The sequence below is a fragment of the Bacillus sp. FSL L8-0199 genome, from assembly GCF_038005705.1.
Classification (GTDB): Bacteria; Bacillota; Bacilli; order Bacillales; family Bacillaceae_G; genus Bacillus_A; species Bacillus_A cereus.
Window position 1 is genome coordinate 3,746,137 of sequence record NZ_JBBOTS010000001.1, and the last position, 16,874, is coordinate 3,763,010.

Below are 16,874 nucleotides of genomic sequence, written 5' to 3' on the forward strand. Positions count from 1 at the left end.
ACTTTATTTTGCGTATTCCACTGCACGTGTTTCACGAATAACAGTTACTTTAATATGTCCTGGGTAATCCAGTTCATTTTCAATACGTTTTCGGATATCACGAGCTAAACGATGAGCTTCTAAGTCATCGATTGTATCTGGTTTTACCAAAATACGAACTTCACGTCCTGCTTGAATTGCAAATGATTTTTCAACGCCTTCATAAGACTCTGAAATCTCTTCTAACTTTTCAAGACGACGAATATAGTTTTCAAGTGTTTCACTACGAGCTCCCGGTCTTGCAGCTGATAAAGCATCTGCTGCTGCAACTAAAACTGCAATGATAGAAGTTGGTTCTGTGTCACCATGGTGAGATGCGATACTGTTTATAACTACAGGATGCTCTTTGTATTTCGTTGCGAGTTCAACACCAATTTCAACGTGGCTACCTTCTACTTCATGGTCAATCGCTTTTCCGATATCATGTAATAGACCAGCACGTCTTGCTAGTTTTTCATCCTCGCCAAGCTCTGCTGCCATAAGTCCAGTTAAATATGCAACTTCCATAGAGTGTTTTAAGACGTTTTGACCATAACTTGTACGGTATTTTAAACGACCTAAAATTTTAATTAAATCTGGGTGTAATCCGTGAACACCCACTTCAAACGTTGTTTGCTCTCCGACTTCGCGAATATACTCGTCCACTTCACGTCTTGATTTTTCGACCATCTCTTCAATACGCGCTGGGTGAATACGTCCGTCCTGTACTAATTTATCAAGAGCGATACGAGCTGTTTCACGACGAATTGGGTCGAATCCAGAAAGGATTACCGCCTCTGGTGTATCATCGATAATTAAGTCAATACCCGTTAACGTTTCTAACGTACGAATATTACGACCTTCACGCCCGATAATACGTCCCTTCATTTCGTCATTTGGAAGATTTACAACCGAAACGGTTGTTTCAGCAACATGATCAGCTGCACATCTTTGCATTGCAAGAGATAAAATCTCTTTTGCTTTCTTATCCGCTTCTTCTTTCGCGCGAACTTCACTTTCTTTTACCATAACAGCGATTTCATGAGAAACTTCACTTTCTACTTTACCAAGAATAATTGCTTTCGCTTGTTCGCGTGTCAGATTGGAAATGCGCTCTAATTCTGTTTGTTGCTTTTGAACTAACTCTCCCACTTTGCTTTCCAACTCTTCAATCTGTTGTTGTCTCGCTACAAGAGATTCCTCTTTCTTCTCTAACTGTTGCTCACGTTTATCGAGCGTTTCGTCTTTACGATCAAGGTTCTCTTCTTTTTGCATTAAACGATTTTCTTGTTTTTGTAATTCGCTTCTACGGTCACGAATTTCTAATTCAGCTTCTGTACGAAGTGTATGAATTTCATCCTTTGCTTCTAAAAGCGCTTCTTTCTTAAGTGCTTCAGCATCACGATTCGCTTCGTCTAAAATACGTCTCGCTTCATTAGCCGCACCATTAATCTTCGCTTCAGCAATAGACTTTCGAACAAAAAAGCCAACAACTGCACCGACTGTTGCAAGCAAAATGGAGATGAGTATCCAAACTGTACTCGTCATGATTTCACCTCCCCTTGCTATGAATGAAAAAAGACTGTCGGCATGTACATTGAATTACAACATACAGCAAAGACCGTCGTCCCGCTTTTTTAAGGGACTTTCTTCATTTCACAATTAAAATGTCATATTATTATTTCGGTAAGATTTAAACCTTACTCCGAATATTACTTCTCTTCTTGAGAAGAGTATATTGTATATAAGAAAAAATATACATTCTCATTGTATCTATCGTAATTTTCATTGTCAAGCGTTGTCTACTTTTACTTTCTTTACCTTCAGCCTTGAATGTGACCTAAATTTAAAAAGTAAGGAGCCTACTATACTGGAAAACCTTAGTAATTCCCATTTCTTTTCCTTAAAATATTAAAATATCCCTCTTTACACAACCCATTTGAAGTAAAAAAATATTTTTATCTATAGTATTATGCTCCTTAATAGTAGATAAAAAAATAAAAGACACGAGGCCGTGTCTTTTATTTTTTTAATCAAGAAGAGTTGAATCTTCTGCGCCCTCAGCACCAGAATCTTCACTAATTCCGTGATGCTCACGAATAAAGAAGGCAATTTCTTCTCTTAAATCTGTATTTTCTTTTAAGAACTGCTTCGAATTTTCACGACCTTGTCCTAGGCGTTCTTCATTATAAGAATACCAAGCACCGCTCTTTTGAACAATATCAAGCTCAGAAGCCATATCCAAGATTTCACCTTCTCTTGAAATACCTTCTCCGTACATAATATCAACTTCCGCAACACGGAATGGTGGTGCTACTTTATTTTTTACTACTTTTACTTTTGTTTTATTACCAACGATGTCGTTACCTTGCTTTAATTGCTCCGCACGACGCACTTCAAGACGGACAGTTGAATAGAATTTCAACGCACGACCACCTGGAGTTGTTTCTGGCACTATCTATAGATTTTCCATCTCTATAGTCCGGACTATCTCTTCATCTCTTTACAGAGAGCCTTGCACTTCCAGCAGTAGCCTATCATCTGCCGTACCCTACTCAGTTAACTAAAAGTCCTTTTCGGTAGTCTCTACACCTTCCCCATATCACTATGGAGCTTGGCACGGTATTACCCTAAATAATGGTGGGCTTCACCGTTAGCAACTATATGGATAGTTACACCCTTAGGCAATAAGGTTCACAAGGTTTTTTAACATGCTATCACTAGCAAGGGAAACCCATGGTAAACTCCTTAATCTTTTCGATTAAGCAACTTGTAGTTGATTTCCGAACATAACCCCAACTTTTTCACGAATTTGGTTAATAAAGATTGCAATTGTTTTTGATTTGTTGATTGCTCCTGAAAGCTTACGAAGTGCTTGTGACATTAAACGTGCTTGTAAACCTACGTGTGAGTCACCCATGTCGCCTTCAATCTCTGCTTTCGGTACAAGAGCTGCTACAGAGTCAATTACGATAATGTCAACCGCACCACTTCGTACAAGTGCTTCCGCGATTTCTAATCCTTGTTCCCCTGTATCAGGCTGTGATAATAGTAATTCATCTATGTTAACGCCTAATTTTTGTGCATATACAGGATCCATTGCGTGCTCCGCATCGATGAATGCTGCTTGTCCACCTTGACGTTGTACTTCTGCAATTGCATGTAATGAAACTGTCGTTTTACCTGAACTTTCAGGTCCGTAAATTTCGATAATACGGCCACGTGGATATCCGCCTACTCCTAGTGCCACATCAAGTGCTAAAGAACCACTAGAAACCGTAGAAACTCTACGCTCTGCTTGTTCTCCTAATTTCATAATTGAACCTTTACCGAATTGCTTCTCTATTTGTTTTAACGCCATATCTAACGCCGCTTGACGATCACTCATTCAAAATTCCTCCTTAACTGAATTGCTAATCTTATTATACCTATTTTCAATTCAATTTGCCAACAAAAATCGAACATTTATTCGATTTTTTTATTTTCTATCAAATAATATCTAAATTTAACCGTAAAAAAAACTAGAAGAAACTTATATCTCTTCTAGCTTTTTATATAAATGATAAAATCCATATTTTGCTGTTCGTTCTCTAATTTGTTGACGACTTCCGCTTAAATTAAGAGGAAAGACTACAGTTGGTTCATCCTTAATCGAAAGCCCAACAAATACTGTTCCTGGTTCTTTCTGTTCTGAAGCATCTGGCCCTGCTACCCCAGTGAAACTAATTCCGATATCCGCTTTTAGTACATCCTTAACATTTTCAGCAAGATAACGAGCACATTCTTTACTAACTGCACCATCAGTATGCAATACTTCTTCAGGCACACGTAAAACATGTTGCTTCACATCATTATGATAACAAATGACACCGCCTTTAAATACAGAAGAAACACCAGCGTTTTCAGTTACTTGATTTCCAAAAAGACCACCTGTTAAACTTTCTGCACACGCTAAAGTTAACCCTTTTCTCTTCAATAACTCGATTGCCTTATAATGCAAAAATTCTTGGTCATATCCGTAGAAAAATTCTCCTACTCTTTCTAAAATCAAATCTTCCACATGTTGAATTAGTTTCTCCGCTTTCCTAACATTTTCATGCTTAGCGGTTAAACGTAATGTCACTTCTCCATCATTTGCTAATGGGGCAATTGTTGGGTTTGTTTGTCCATCAATTAAATCTTGCACTTTCACCTCTAATTGGGACTCCCCAATACCAAAGAAACGAAGCACACGAGAATAAATGTTTTCTCCTGTTGTAAAATTACGTAAAAAAGGCTCTACATAACTTACATACATTGGTTTCATTTCTTTTGGCGGCCCTGGTAATAAAATATAAACTTTTCCGTTCTTATTTACCCCCATACCTGGCGCCATACCGTGGTTATTTGCAAATACTGTTGCTCCATTTAAAACGAGCGCTTGCTTTTTATTATTCTCCGTAAATTCACGGCCTGTACGCTTAAAGTAATTACTTATTAAGGCTAATGCCTTTTCATCATACACAAGCTCTTCATCTAAACTAGCAGCTATCGTTTCTTTCGTTAAATCATCTTTTGTCGGTCCTAATCCACCTGTAAAAATAAGTATATCAGCACGTTCTTCCGCAGCTGCAATCGCCTTTTGCAGTCGCTTATTATTATCACCAACAACAGTATGATAGTACACGTTAATTCCGATTGAAGCTAACTTTTCAGATAAAAACTGGGCGTTTGTATTTGCAATTTGTCCAAGTAATAATTCAGTTCCAACCGCAATAATCTCAGCATTCATCCCAATTCCCCCATAAACTTCTATTTTGAGTTTACAAAAGCAGCTCTATTTTTCCAGAAATAATCCCATCCTGAAATAACAGTAAAGATTAATGCAATCCATATGAAGATATCCGCAACTGGAATATGGATTAAATTTAAAGGTACATCGTGTAATAAATATGCTGCAATCGCAATAATTTGTGTCCATGTCTTAATTTTTCCTAGCTGATTTGCTGCAACTACTTCCCCTGTTCCAGCAAGTACAAGACGTAAACCTGTTACAGCAAACTCACGACTGATAATTACAATAACAATCCAAGCCGGTACATATTGCATCTCTACCAATGTAATAAGTGCTGCCGAAACAAGCAATTTATCAGCTAACGGGTCAAGAAACTTCCCTAAATTCGTTACAAGATTATACTTTCTTGCGTAATGTCCATCAATCCAATCTGTAGCTGAAGCAATGATAAAGATAAGTGCCCCCACTAAATGTTGAATTGGCAAATCAACATCACCAATTTTGTATGAACCCCAATCAAAGGGCGCTAACATAATTACCATAAAAATTGGAATTAAGAAGATTCTAGATATTGTAATTTTATTTGGTAAATTCACAGCTATTCCTCCATCATATCAAAAACATTTGTTCATCGAAAAAAAGTCATCGAAGCGATGACTGTTATTGTGCTGGTTGCTCTATCCCTTGGTTTTTAATCACCAATCTTTGGTGATATTCTTTTTGTGGATCTAACGGGAAAGCAAGCACTTGGCCATTCAGTTTAATTTCAACATTCGGTGCACTTCCAATATTAAGTCGTACTTCTTTTAATGTTGATACATCGCGTTTCTCTGTTTGACCGCTTTGTACTGTAGTGTTTAGAATTTCGTTACCCGCATCATCCTTAACATCTACATAACTTGTACCCTTAGCTGAAATTTCCAGTTCTAATGTTTTATTATTATGAATTTCCAAAGTAGATACCTTTCCAGTTGTTCCAACTACTTTCACTTCTTGCTGTCCAATTGGTTGTGCTGGTTGCTCCTCTTTCTTTGGTTCTTCTTTCTTTGGTTCCTCTTTTTTTGGCTCTTCCGCTTTCACTTCATCTTTCTTCGTATCTAACGGAGAATCTTTCGCTTTTTGAACTTCAATTTTCTCACTTTGAGCGCTTGGAACTTTTTCATCATCTTTTCCAGTTAACGCTTGAAACACAAACCAGATTACCACTCCAACTGCGATAACTAACAGCGCAACTAAGATTTTCGGCATGTGATCTGCAATTGGCCATGATGAAGATTTTTGCATTGTTTCTTGTGTTTTTTGTCCCGTTGATACTTGTGGAACTTCACGCTTTTCAGATTGTGGTATCGTACTCTGATGTTCTACAAGCAGTTCCTCTCCATTTAATCCAACCGCATCTGCGTATTGTTTAATGAATGCACGCGCATAAAAAGCTCCTGGCAATACATCATAATTGCCTTCTTCAATTGCCACTAAATGGCGTTTTTGAATTTTTGTAATCTCATGCAGCTGATCAATAGACAAGCCTTTCGCTTCTCTTGCTTCTTTCAGCTTTTGTCCCAATTCCGTCACTACTAACACCTCAATATTTCTTTAAAAGTCAAACATAGAGAAATTATTTTGCGTACCTTGCTCAATTTCATCTACTAAATTATATTGAATTTCTTCATCATAATCGTTACGCAACTCGATAATATAATCAAAATCATCCAATGTGTATTCTGACTGACTCACAAATACATCAGGATGTTCCACAACTTTCGTTGCAGGCAATCTCATAATTTCACGAACGAGCTGCCAATGTCTTTCGTTAGCACGCTTCGTTGACACAATTCCATCTAGGATGAAAATATTGTCATCGCTATACTCATCTTCAATTAATTGACTGCGAACAGTTTGCTTAATAAGAGTAGATGATACAAATAACCACCTTTTATTTGCACAAACACTTGCAGCAACAATGGATTCTGTTTTTCCGACACGAGGCATTCCGCGTATCCCAATTAGTTTATGGCCTTCTTTTTTCATGATTTCTGCCATAAAGTCTACAAGTAAGCCTAATTCATCACGCACAAATCGAAATGTTTTCTTATCATCTGCATCTCGTTGTATATACCTACCATGCCTAACCGCTAGCTTATCTCTTAGCTTGGGCGGACGATATTTCGTTACCGTTATGTTATCCATCGTATTTAAAATTGATTCAAGTCTAGAGATTTGCTCTTGATTATCACACATGAGGAGTAACCCACGTCGTGCATTATCTACACCATTAATTGTGACAATATTAATGCCGAGCATACCGATTAACGAAGAAACGTCACCAAGCAAGCCAGGTCGGTTTTTATGTATTTCATATTCAAAATACCATTCAATCATCCAAGATCACTCCCCTTGCTTACTTTACACCTACGTACTATATTATATGATTTCACCCTAATAGGGAAGCTAAATGTATAATCTATCCTGTGTAATTATTATACAAAAAAAGTAGAGAGGAGAATCTCCTCTCTACTTTTACTTATGTTGTACGAACTTAACCATTAAATTTGCAATTGTATGTTGCTCCTGTTCATCAGCAACTTTCCAAAGCTCAGCTAATAATTTCTCTTGGTCATTGCGTCCTTCTACTTCATTAGCAAGATAGTCGCCAACACGAAATGCCATATCTGATACCGCACCGCCATCTAAACCTTTGTCTTGCGCTTGCTCTAAACGTTCTCCTAAAAAGCTCTTCCACTGATCAAAATTATCTAATACTGACATAATTAAGCACCTCACTATTGAGTAATAAAATCATCCTTAATTTGTGCAACTATTCATTTTTTATGTAAGAATTTTTTAGCAGTGCCAACCGCCATTCACTCCGATAATTTGTCCAGTTATGTAAGACGCTCCTGGTGATACGAGAAATGAAACTGTTTTCGCTACTTCTTCTGGTAATCCTATTCTACCTAATGGTATATCTTCAGCAATTCCCATTTTATCTTCTTCAGAAAAAACACTTAACATTTCCGTTTCAATTGCTCCTGGTGCTACTGCATTCACACGTAATCCACTTAAAGAAACTTCTTTCGCTAAAGCTTTCACATATGAATTTTGCGCCCCTTTTACCATTGAATAAAGTACTTCACAAGAAGCCCCTATTTGTCCCCATATAGATGAAACAATTACAATATTACCACTTCTTCTCCCGATCATAGGCGGAAGTGCCATAGAAAGTAATTTATATACGTTCTTCACTTGAAGTTCTACCATATAATCCAATTCATCGTTTGTTACATCTGTTACTAATCCAAAAATACTCTTCCCCGCTGCGTATACAATAACATCAATAGGATGTTCAATTTGTCCCCACAATCGTTCTGCTCCATCACTAGAAGCTAAATTAGCTTGAACAGGGATAACTTCTCCCCATGCCTTCTGCAATTCCAATACCTTTTCTTCACTGTTATTGTAATGAACATAAACTGTATATCCATCTTGAATTAATTGTTTCGAAATAGCAGAGCCAATCCCTCCGCTCCCTCCAGTTACTAACGCATACTTTTTCATAAATTCCCTCTCTTATCTCTACAACTTCAATTTTCACACAACTAAATAATACCCTCATCTTACAATTTTTCAATGATAAGATGAGGGTATCTTTAAAATTTTATTTTTTCGGTAACACCTGACAAACACTCATTTTTTCTTCTGATAACAATAATCCCGCTACTTCTTGTAAGTCTTGAACGGTTAGTCCTTCTAATACAGTCAATGCATCAAATAGGCTAGATTCATTAAACGCGTATCGTGTAAATTGATTTGCAATATATTCTGGTGAATTTAAAGAGCGTAAAAAACCACCAATTTTCTTTTTCTTCACTCGTTCTAATGCCGCCGCATCTAATTGATCATAATCTGTTTTTAATAAAATATCTTTTAAACGATCTGCCAATTCATCAGGTTGTTTCGTATCACCACCAACCATTGCAAAACCGAAGTTATTTTCTTCTGTATAGTCATACGAGAATGAATCATCAATAAGTCCTTCATTATATAAAGCTTCGTAATGAACCGAACTTTTTCCAAATAAATAATCTAAAAGTAACGTAAGCGCAATTTCTTGTTTTAAAAGCGCTTGCCCCTTTTCTTTTAAATTAGTCGCTTTAATACCAACTAAACATTTCGGCGTTTGCACAGGCATTGAAATAATTTTTTTCTTTTCATTTACCTCATTTGGTTCTTCTTCAAATGAACGCACAATTTCTGGCTGGTTTTTATAATCTTTTTTCGCTTGATTTTCACGTACTAAATCCATTGTTTTCTCTGGATCAATTGCACCCACAACAAATAATAACATATTGCTCGGATGATAAAATGTTTCATAACATTCATATAATAAATCTTTCGTAATTTTACTAATAGATTCGATTGTCCCCGCAATATCAATTTTAATTGGGTGTTTTACAAATAAGCTATCAATTAACCCAAAGTACAAACGCCAATCTGGGTTATCTTGATACATTTGAATTTCTTGCCCAATAATCCCCTTCTCTTTTTCAACCGTTTTTTCAGAGAAATAGGGCTCTTGTACGAAGTTTAGCAATGTATTTAAATTTTGTTCTACGTTTGAAGTACCTGAAAAAAGGTAAGCTGTTCGTGTGAAGGATGTAAAAGCATTTGCCGATGCTCCTTGTTTACTAAACAATTGGAAAGCATCGTGATCTTCTTTTTCAAATAATTTATGCTCAAGAAAATGTGCAATCCCATCTGGCACACGAATCATTTCTTCTTTCCCTAATGGTACAAATGTATTATCTACAGAACCATATTTCGTCGTAAACGTCGCAAATGTTTTATTAAATCCTTGTTTCGGTAAAACATATACATCTAATCCGTTAGGAAGTTTTTCATAATAGAGTGTTTCTTTTAATTGCTCATAAACAATTTTCTCCATTTACTCTCCCTCCGTTCCTTGTAAAAAGTAAATTGTATCTAGTTCAATATTTTTAGCAACTTTTACAATTTCTTCTTTTGTCACACTTTCTATACCTGTAAGCCATTCTTCAACTGGACGTGTACGATCTGAAATAATACCATGATATAGCATTTCTACAAAGCCACGTGGTGTATCAATTGCCTCTAATATTTGATTTTGGATGACACTTTTTGTTTGATGTATTTCTTCTTCAGAAAACTCTCCGTTTTGCATCGCAAGCATTTGTTCTTTAATAATCTCAACTGCTTTTTCATAATTTTTCGCTTCAATTCCTGACATAACAAATAATAAACCTTTATGACTTTCAAAGCGCGATGCTGCATAGTACGCTAAACTATTTTTTTCACGCACATTTACGAATAACTTCGAATGAGAAAAGCCACCAAACAATCCATTGAACAATTGCAATGCAAAATAATCTTCATCTTTATATGTGACAAATGTACGATAACCGATGTGTAATTTACTTTGTTTTAATTCTTGTTTTTCAACAACTTCTTTTTCTTCATTATTTCGTCTATGAAGGAGTACATTTCTTTCTCTCACTGGACGAGCTGAAATAGAAAAATACTTACTTACAAGATCAACGGCGTTTTCTGAAATATCACCAATAATATATAGATCCATTTCATCTTCCGCTAACACCTTTTGATAATATTGATACAGACTTTCATTTGTAATAGACATAACACTCTCTTTTTTTCCATTTGCACTTAAACGATACGGTTCTACTTTGCACATTTCTTCAATTAAACGCTCGTTTGCATAACGCATTTTATCGTCATAAGTAGCTTCAATTCTCTGTAACAGTGCTCTTTTTTCACTTTCTACGATAGAAGATAGGAAACCGTTGCCCTCCGTTGCTGGACGTAACACAATATCTGACAACATAGAAAGCGCTTTTTCAAATAACGGTGGTGCATCATGTAAGTAAAATTCATTTGCAATGTCTACATAAATGGAGATAATATGGTCTTCCCCTTTTTTACTTACATCTACCGCTAAAGAAGATCCGTATAATTCTTCTAAATATTGACGAAGACGAATTACAGAAGGTAATTTTTCTGTCGCACTTTGCAATACGTATGGCAATAGGGCACGCTCTGTCACCGTCTCCTCATTTAAAGGCGCTTTAAAACGAAATACAAAGGTATTCGTTTTATATTTATCAGTCGGAATAATATGTACGCGCAAACCATCTAACTCATGTAGTTGTTGTTCCATTAGTTTCATTTATAGCCCTCCTTTACGTATATAGGAATATTCCTCTTCAATATACAGTTTTTAGAAATAAAAAATCAACTTTTCTCCCTTATTATGCTTACATATGATTCTTTCTAAAAACTTTAATATGTAAGGAACATAGTAAAATTCCGTATTAAATATATTCTATGTAAAAAAGCCCACACTAATGTGCGAGCTTTTTTATACTTATAAAATACTTATCGTTTTCCTTTTTCATAAGGAGTTCCTAATGCTTTCGGAGCTTCAGAACGACCTACAAAACCAACAAGCGCTAATATTGTGAATACATATGGTAATATCGTTAATAAAACACTTGGAATTTGATCTAATACAGGAATTGTTCCGCCCGTTACACTTAGAGATTGCGCAAAACCAAAGAATAGAGCTGCACCTAATGCGCCTAGTGGATTCCACTTCCCAAAAATCATAGCAGCTAAAGCTAAGAAACCTTGTCCTGTAATAGTTGCCCCTGAGAAGTTATTAGAAATTGACATTGCAAAAATCGCTCCACCAATTCCAGCAAACACTCCTGAAATACAGACTCCAATATAACGCATTTTATATACATTAATCCCCATCGTATCCGCTGCCATTGGGTGTTCACCAACAGCACGTAGACGAAGACCGAACGGTGTTTTATAAATAACATACCAAACAACGAATGCTAAAATAATGGCAATATACGACGTTATTGGTACGTTCGAGAAAAATATTTTCCCTAAAACCGGAATATCCGAAAGGCCTGGAATATCAATCTTTTCAATACGATACTGAATAAAGTCAGTCTGCCCTTTATCAAAAATCTTCTTAATTGCAAATACTGTTAAACCAAGAGATAAGAAGTTAATGGCTACACCACTTACAACTTGATCTGCTCGGAATGTAATAGAAGCTACCGCATGAAGTAATGCAAATAATCCACTACCAATTGCCGCAAATAATAACGCAATCCATGGAGTCATCGTTCCCCAAGTATCACCCATCAATAAGTTTGTAACAACTCCAATAAATGCACCAAATAGCATTAGTCCTTCTAATCCGATATTTACAACACCCGATCGTTCACTAAATACACCACCTAGTGCTGTGAAAATGATAGGTGCCGATGTATATAACGTACCCGTCACAAGAATGGCTAATATATCTAAAAAGCTCATTTATTTCCCCTCCTTGCTCATGCGTGTAAGCGCCCATCTTAACACATAACTACATGCAACAAAGAAGATGATACATGCAATAATTACATTAATAAGCTCTGACGGTACATCTGCCTCAAAGTTCATTTGAGGGGAAGCACTTTTCAAACCACCAAATAATAAAGCTGAAAGGATTATACCAAACGGATTATTCCCTCCAAGTAATGCTACGGCAATCCCATCAAATCCTACTCCTGTAAACGAAGACATCGCTGTCATACTCTGGAATGTCCCTAATCCTTCCATCGCTCCACCAATCCCCGCAAATGCACCAGCAATTGTCATAGAGAATACTACATTACGAGAAACTTTCATACCTGCATATTGAGAAGCATGCTGATTAAATCCTACAGACTTTAATTCGTAACCTAAAGTTGTTCGATCTAATAAGAACCACATTAAAATAGCGATTAAAATTGCTACAATAATTCCCCAGTGTAGACGTGAACCATCAGTAATAGAAGCAAGCCAGTCTGAAGATAGTGACGCACTCTCTTTAATATCATACGTTTTGTCATTACCCGCATGTAAGAAACGCTTAATGATGTCATACGTTACATACAACGCAATATAGTTCATCATAATAGTTACAATAACTTCATTCACTTGAAACTTCCCTTTTAAATATCCCGGAATGAAGCCCCAAATTCCGCCCACCAATGCGGCAAATAAAATCGATAATGGAATATGAAGGAACGCTGGTAGTGAGACTGCATAACCGAACCAAACCGCTGCAAGCCAACCAACTAACAATTGACCCTCTACCCCGATATTAAATAAACCTGTACGAAATGCAAACGCCACCGATAAGCCAGCAAGAATAAGCGGTATCATTGTACGGAGCGTTTCACCAATCGCACTTGCGCTGCCGAACATTCCTGTCCAAAGTGCACTATAACCAACAATTGGATCATAGCCACTAACTAGCATTACAATCGCTCCTACAAGTAAGCCGAAAATAACGGATAGTACTGGGACTAAAATATTTATCGTTCGTTCTGTTAAAAGCTTTTTAGCCATTTGTACCCACCTGCTCCTTCTTTGTTCCTCCAGCCATTAACAATCCAAGCTGTTGTTCATTCGTTTCTTTCGCATCAACTATTGCTACAATTTCCCCTTCATAAATAACAGCAATTCGATCGCTAACATTTAAGATTTCATCTAACTCTAATGATAAAAGTAATACACCTTTTCCTTTATCCCTTTGCTCTATTAATCTCTTATGAATAAATTCAATTGCTCCTACATCTAAACCACGTGTTGGCTGTGCCGCAATTAATAAATCTGGATTTCGGTCTACTTCACGTGCAATAATTGCTTTTTGTTGATTCCCCCCAGATAGAGCGCGTGCTAACGTTTGCTCACTAGGTGTACGTACATCAAACTGTTCAATAAGAGCCTTTGCTTTTTCTGTAATTTTGCTGAAATTTAAAATCCCTTTCTTTGAAAACGGATTTTTATAGTACGTTTGAAGAACTATATTATCTCTAACAGAAAAATCAAGAACGAGTCCGTGTTTATGACGATCTTCTGGAATATGACCAATTCCTTCTTCTGTTATTCTTCTAACAGGCCAATTTGTTATTTCTTTTCCTTTAATTGCAATAGAACCTGACTCAACTTTTCGTAAACCAGTAATCGCTTCTATTAATTCACTTTGTCCGTTTCCATCAATCCCTGCAATCCCAACAATTTCCCCCGCACGAACAGTTAAGTCAAGGCCTTTTACAGCAGGTAGTTGACGTGCATCGTGAACAACAAGGTTTGCAATTGAAAGTACCTCTTCTTTTGGCTTCGCGTCTATTTTTTCTGTTTTAAAATTCACTTGACGTCCGACCATTAATTCTGCAAGTTTATTTTCATCCGTATTTGCAACGTCAACCGTTCCAATCCCTTTTCCTTTACGAATAATCGTACAACGATCGCAAACTTCCATAATTTCTTTCAACTTATGTGTAATAAGAACAATAGATTTTCCTTCTTGTACAAGCTTTTTCATAATTTGAATTAGCTCATGAATTTCTTGTGGTGTTAACACAGCTGTCGGTTCATCAAATATTAAAATTTCTGCACCGCGGTAAAGAGTTTTCAAAATCTCAACACGCTGTTGCATACCAACTGAAATATCCTGTATTTTCGCATATGGATCTACAGCCAAACCATATTGTTCAGACAGTTTTTGAATTTCTTTAGCAGCATCCTCAACAGCAATTTTCCCTTTTTTCTTCGGTTCATTTCCGAGAATAATATTCTCTGTAACTGTAAAATTATGAACAAGCATAAAGTGTTGATGGACCATTCCAATACCAAGGTCATTTGCTATATTCGGATTTGTGATTTTTACAGGTTTACCTTTAATTTTAATTTCACCCTGCTCTGGTTGGTACAAACCAAATAGTACATTCATCAATGTGGATTTCCCTGCACCATTTTCTCCAAGTAAAGCATGTATCTCACCCTGCTTTACTTGCAGCGTAATATCATCATTCGCTACAATGCCTGGGAATACTTTCGTAATGTTATTCATCTCAATTACGTATTCCATTGTGTTCCTCCTTTTAACAGGGAACATTCCCTATTACACTATTAACTTATTAAGCAATTCGGAAGTTTTATACATACAAAGGTTAGTTCTATGAACTAACCTTTGCTATTTCTCTATTTATTTTTTTAGAGAAGCTTCGTATTCTTTATACTCTTTATCTGTAGCTGGCACTTTAATTTCACCGGCTGTAATTTTCTTTTCAAGCTCTTCTACTTTTGTTAAAATTTCAGGGTTAACTTTTTTCACGTTATCAGTTGTTTTTGAAATACCAATACCGTCATCTTTTAAGCCAAACTCTTCAATTTTCCCACCTTTTAAATTCCCATCTTTTGCTTCTTTAGCTACTTTTTCTACTGCTACATCAACACGTTTAATCATTGAAGTTAATGTTACATTTTCAGGCATACCTTCTTGATGTTGGTCACGGTCAACACCGATTACCCAAACATTTTCACCTTTTTTCTTACGGTTTTTCGCTTCTGTGAACACACCGTTACCTGTACCACCAGCAGCATGATAAATTACGTCTACGCCTTGACCATACATTGCTGAAGCAAGAACTGTACCTTTTTCAGGCTTATCGAATGCTTCTGCATATTCAGATACGATTTCAATGTTTGGATTTACTGCCTTTGCACCAGCTTTAAATCCATTTTCAAATTTACTAATTAAATCACTTTTCATTCCACCAACAAATCCTACTTTATTTGATTTTGTTGACATAGCTGCTACCGCACCTACAAGGAATGATCCTTCATGATCTTTAAACGTAATGCTCGTTACGTTCGGTGCATCTACAACAGTATCTACGATTGCAAATTGTTGTTTTGACGATTCTTTTGCTACTTCTTTAATTGCACCCTCTAATTTATAACCAATTCCGAATGTTAAATCATATTTATCTTTCGAGAATTTTTTTAAATTTGGAATATAATCAGCTTCTTTTTCAGACTGAAGGTAACGATAATTTGTCTTTTCTTTTAAACCATTATCTTTACCAAACTTTTGTAACCCTTCCCAAGAAGATTGGTTAAATGACTTATCATCAACGCCCCCAACATCCGTTACGAGACCAACCTTGAAGTCTTTATTGTCTTTCGTGTCTTTCTTGTCACTGCTCGCCTTATCCGAGTTACCACATGCACCTAAAACTGTACTTGCTGCTAATGTTAATGATAATAAAAGGCCTGCTTTTTTCTTCATACTAGAAACCCCTCCAAAAATGATATATATTTATTCTTACGCTGCTGTTCCTTACTTCTTGCTGTCACCTCCCTAAAAAGGAATTTACCTACATACGCTTTCTTAATACGTGGAAGCTAAATTTATCAGCTCTAAAGTAATTGATAGAATATAAGATTGGCTCATCATTTTGATCATAGTGCATTTGTTTTAATACAAGCAGTGCTGTTTCAGGCTCACATTCTAAAATCGGTGAAATTTTAGGGTGATAGCCAATTGGCTCAATGTGAGCAACCGCATATGTTATGCGCTTATGTGTGTTATTATGTATCACCGTTAATAATGATTCCTCATTGTAACCCGATAAATCTGGCAATATTTCTTTTGCAAGTTTATCGATACAATACACAACAGGTTCCCCATCTGCTGTACGCACGCGTTCAATCATCACTGCATTAAAACCATCTTCACTATTAAACTTCTCTTTTTCCTCTTCTGTTAAAGTTGTAGTAGATGATGATAAAAAGATTGTTCCTGGTGTTTTCCCCACACTAGAAATCATATCTGTAATACTAGAAAGTTGTTCTATTCCAGAAGAAAATAATGGCTTTGCATTTACAAATGTCCCTACACCATGTCTACGAATGACAACATTTTCTTCTTCTAAAATACGCAACGCTTCCCTTAAAGTCGCTCTACTTACGCCAAGTTCTTTCGCTAAATCAAACTCTGATGGTAACTTTTGTCGTTCTTTATACGCCCCATCTTTAATTTTTTCTTTGATGTGATCAATCACCCGTAGATATAGGTGACGACTATCGGATTTTACTGACATAAGACTCCCCCGCATTTCAATTATTCGACCTCTGATGTAAGACTTCTTTTCTCTTTTTTCAACTTACAACATAGTACAAATGACTATCCACCAAA

14 protein-coding genes and 2 pseudogenes are annotated in these 16,874 nt (G+C 36.4%); all 16 read right to left on the bottom strand.

All coding sequences use genetic code 11. The annotated features are described in order from the left end of the window. Nucleotides 1–3: 3 nt before the first annotated feature. Entirely contained in the window at nucleotides 4–1,566 is a 1,563-nt protein-coding gene (rny, locus tag NST86_RS19100; protein WP_000204911.1) for a ribonuclease Y, read from the bottom strand. Between the two features lie 481 nt (nucleotides 1,567–2,047). Beyond that, a pseudogene (locus NST86_RS19105) lies at nucleotides 2,048–2,470 on the bottom strand (recombinase RecA); the annotation flags it as partial. 327 nt (nucleotides 2,471–2,797) lie between these two features. Continuing rightward, nucleotides 2,798–3,406, bottom strand: a pseudogene (recA, locus tag NST86_RS19110) (recombinase RecA); the annotation flags it as partial. A 144-nt stretch (nucleotides 3,407–3,550) separates the two neighbouring features. After that, nucleotides 3,551–4,789 (bottom strand): competence/damage-inducible protein A, encoded by a 1,239-nt coding sequence (locus NST86_RS19115; RefSeq protein WP_227593086.1) that lies wholly within the window; start codon nucleotides 4,787–4,789, stop codon nucleotides 3,551–3,553. A 20-nt stretch (nucleotides 4,790–4,809) separates the two neighbouring features. Further along, complete coding sequence (gene pgsA, locus NST86_RS19120; protein ID WP_001052967.1) at nucleotides 4,810–5,388, bottom strand: CDP-diacylglycerol--glycerol-3-phosphate 3-phosphatidyltransferase; 579 nt, start codon at nucleotides 5,386–5,388, stop codon at nucleotides 4,810–4,812. Between the two features lie 64 nt (nucleotides 5,389–5,452). Beyond that, complete coding sequence (locus NST86_RS19125) at nucleotides 5,453–6,364, bottom strand: helix-turn-helix domain-containing protein (protein WP_016118519.1); 912 nt, start codon at nucleotides 6,362–6,364, stop codon at nucleotides 5,453–5,455. Nucleotides 6,365–6,385: 21 nt separating this feature from the next. Continuing rightward, entirely contained in the window at nucleotides 6,386–7,171 is a 786-nt protein-coding gene (locus NST86_RS19130; RefSeq protein WP_000574107.1) for a DUF3388 domain-containing protein, read from the bottom strand. Between the two features lie 138 nt (nucleotides 7,172–7,309). Then, entirely contained in the window at nucleotides 7,310–7,558 is a 249-nt protein-coding gene (locus tag NST86_RS19135; RefSeq protein ID WP_000114450.1) for a DUF3243 domain-containing protein, read from the bottom strand. Between the two features lie 75 nt (nucleotides 7,559–7,633). Beyond that, nucleotides 7,634–8,347, bottom strand: coding sequence for an elongation factor P 5-aminopentanone reductase (gene ymfI, locus NST86_RS19140; RefSeq protein ID WP_000759607.1), 714 nt, complete (start codon nucleotides 8,345–8,347; stop codon nucleotides 7,634–7,636). Between the two features lie 100 nt (nucleotides 8,348–8,447). Continuing rightward, a complete protein-coding gene (gene yfmH / locus NST86_RS19145; protein WP_000411983.1) occupies nucleotides 8,448–9,734 on the bottom strand; it encodes an EF-P 5-aminopentanol modification-associated protein YfmH in 1,287 nt (428 codons plus the stop codon). Beyond that, entirely contained in the window at nucleotides 9,735–11,009 is a 1,275-nt protein-coding gene (gene yfmF, locus NST86_RS19150) for an EF-P 5-aminopentanol modification-associated protein YfmF (RefSeq protein ID WP_016118520.1), read from the bottom strand. A 209-nt stretch (nucleotides 11,010–11,218) separates the two neighbouring features. After that, nucleotides 11,219–12,178, bottom strand: a complete 960-nt coding sequence (locus tag NST86_RS19155; protein ID WP_000008857.1) for an ABC transporter permease — start codon at nucleotides 12,176–12,178, stop codon at nucleotides 11,219–11,221. Further along, complete coding sequence (locus NST86_RS19160; protein WP_001085254.1) at nucleotides 12,179–13,237, bottom strand: ABC transporter permease; 1,059 nt, start codon at nucleotides 13,235–13,237, stop codon at nucleotides 12,179–12,181. Further along, nucleotides 13,230–14,762, bottom strand: a complete 1,533-nt coding sequence (locus tag NST86_RS19165; protein WP_000456907.1) for an ABC transporter ATP-binding protein — start codon at nucleotides 14,760–14,762, stop codon at nucleotides 13,230–13,232. The genes NST86_RS19160 and NST86_RS19165 overlap by 8 nt, the downstream gene beginning before the upstream one ends. A gap of 117 nt (nucleotides 14,763–14,879) precedes the next feature. Next, nucleotides 14,880–15,965 carry a BMP family lipoprotein gene (locus tag NST86_RS19170; RefSeq protein WP_000725771.1) on the bottom strand — a complete coding sequence of 362 codons (1,086 nt, stop codon included), beginning with the start codon at nucleotides 15,963–15,965 and terminating at the stop codon, nucleotides 14,880–14,882. Nucleotides 15,966–16,053: 88 nt separating this feature from the next. Further along, a complete protein-coding gene (locus NST86_RS19175) occupies nucleotides 16,054–16,779 on the bottom strand; it encodes a GntR family transcriptional regulator (RefSeq protein WP_000114182.1) in 726 nt (241 codons plus the stop codon). Nucleotides 16,780–16,874: the final 95 nt, after the last annotated feature.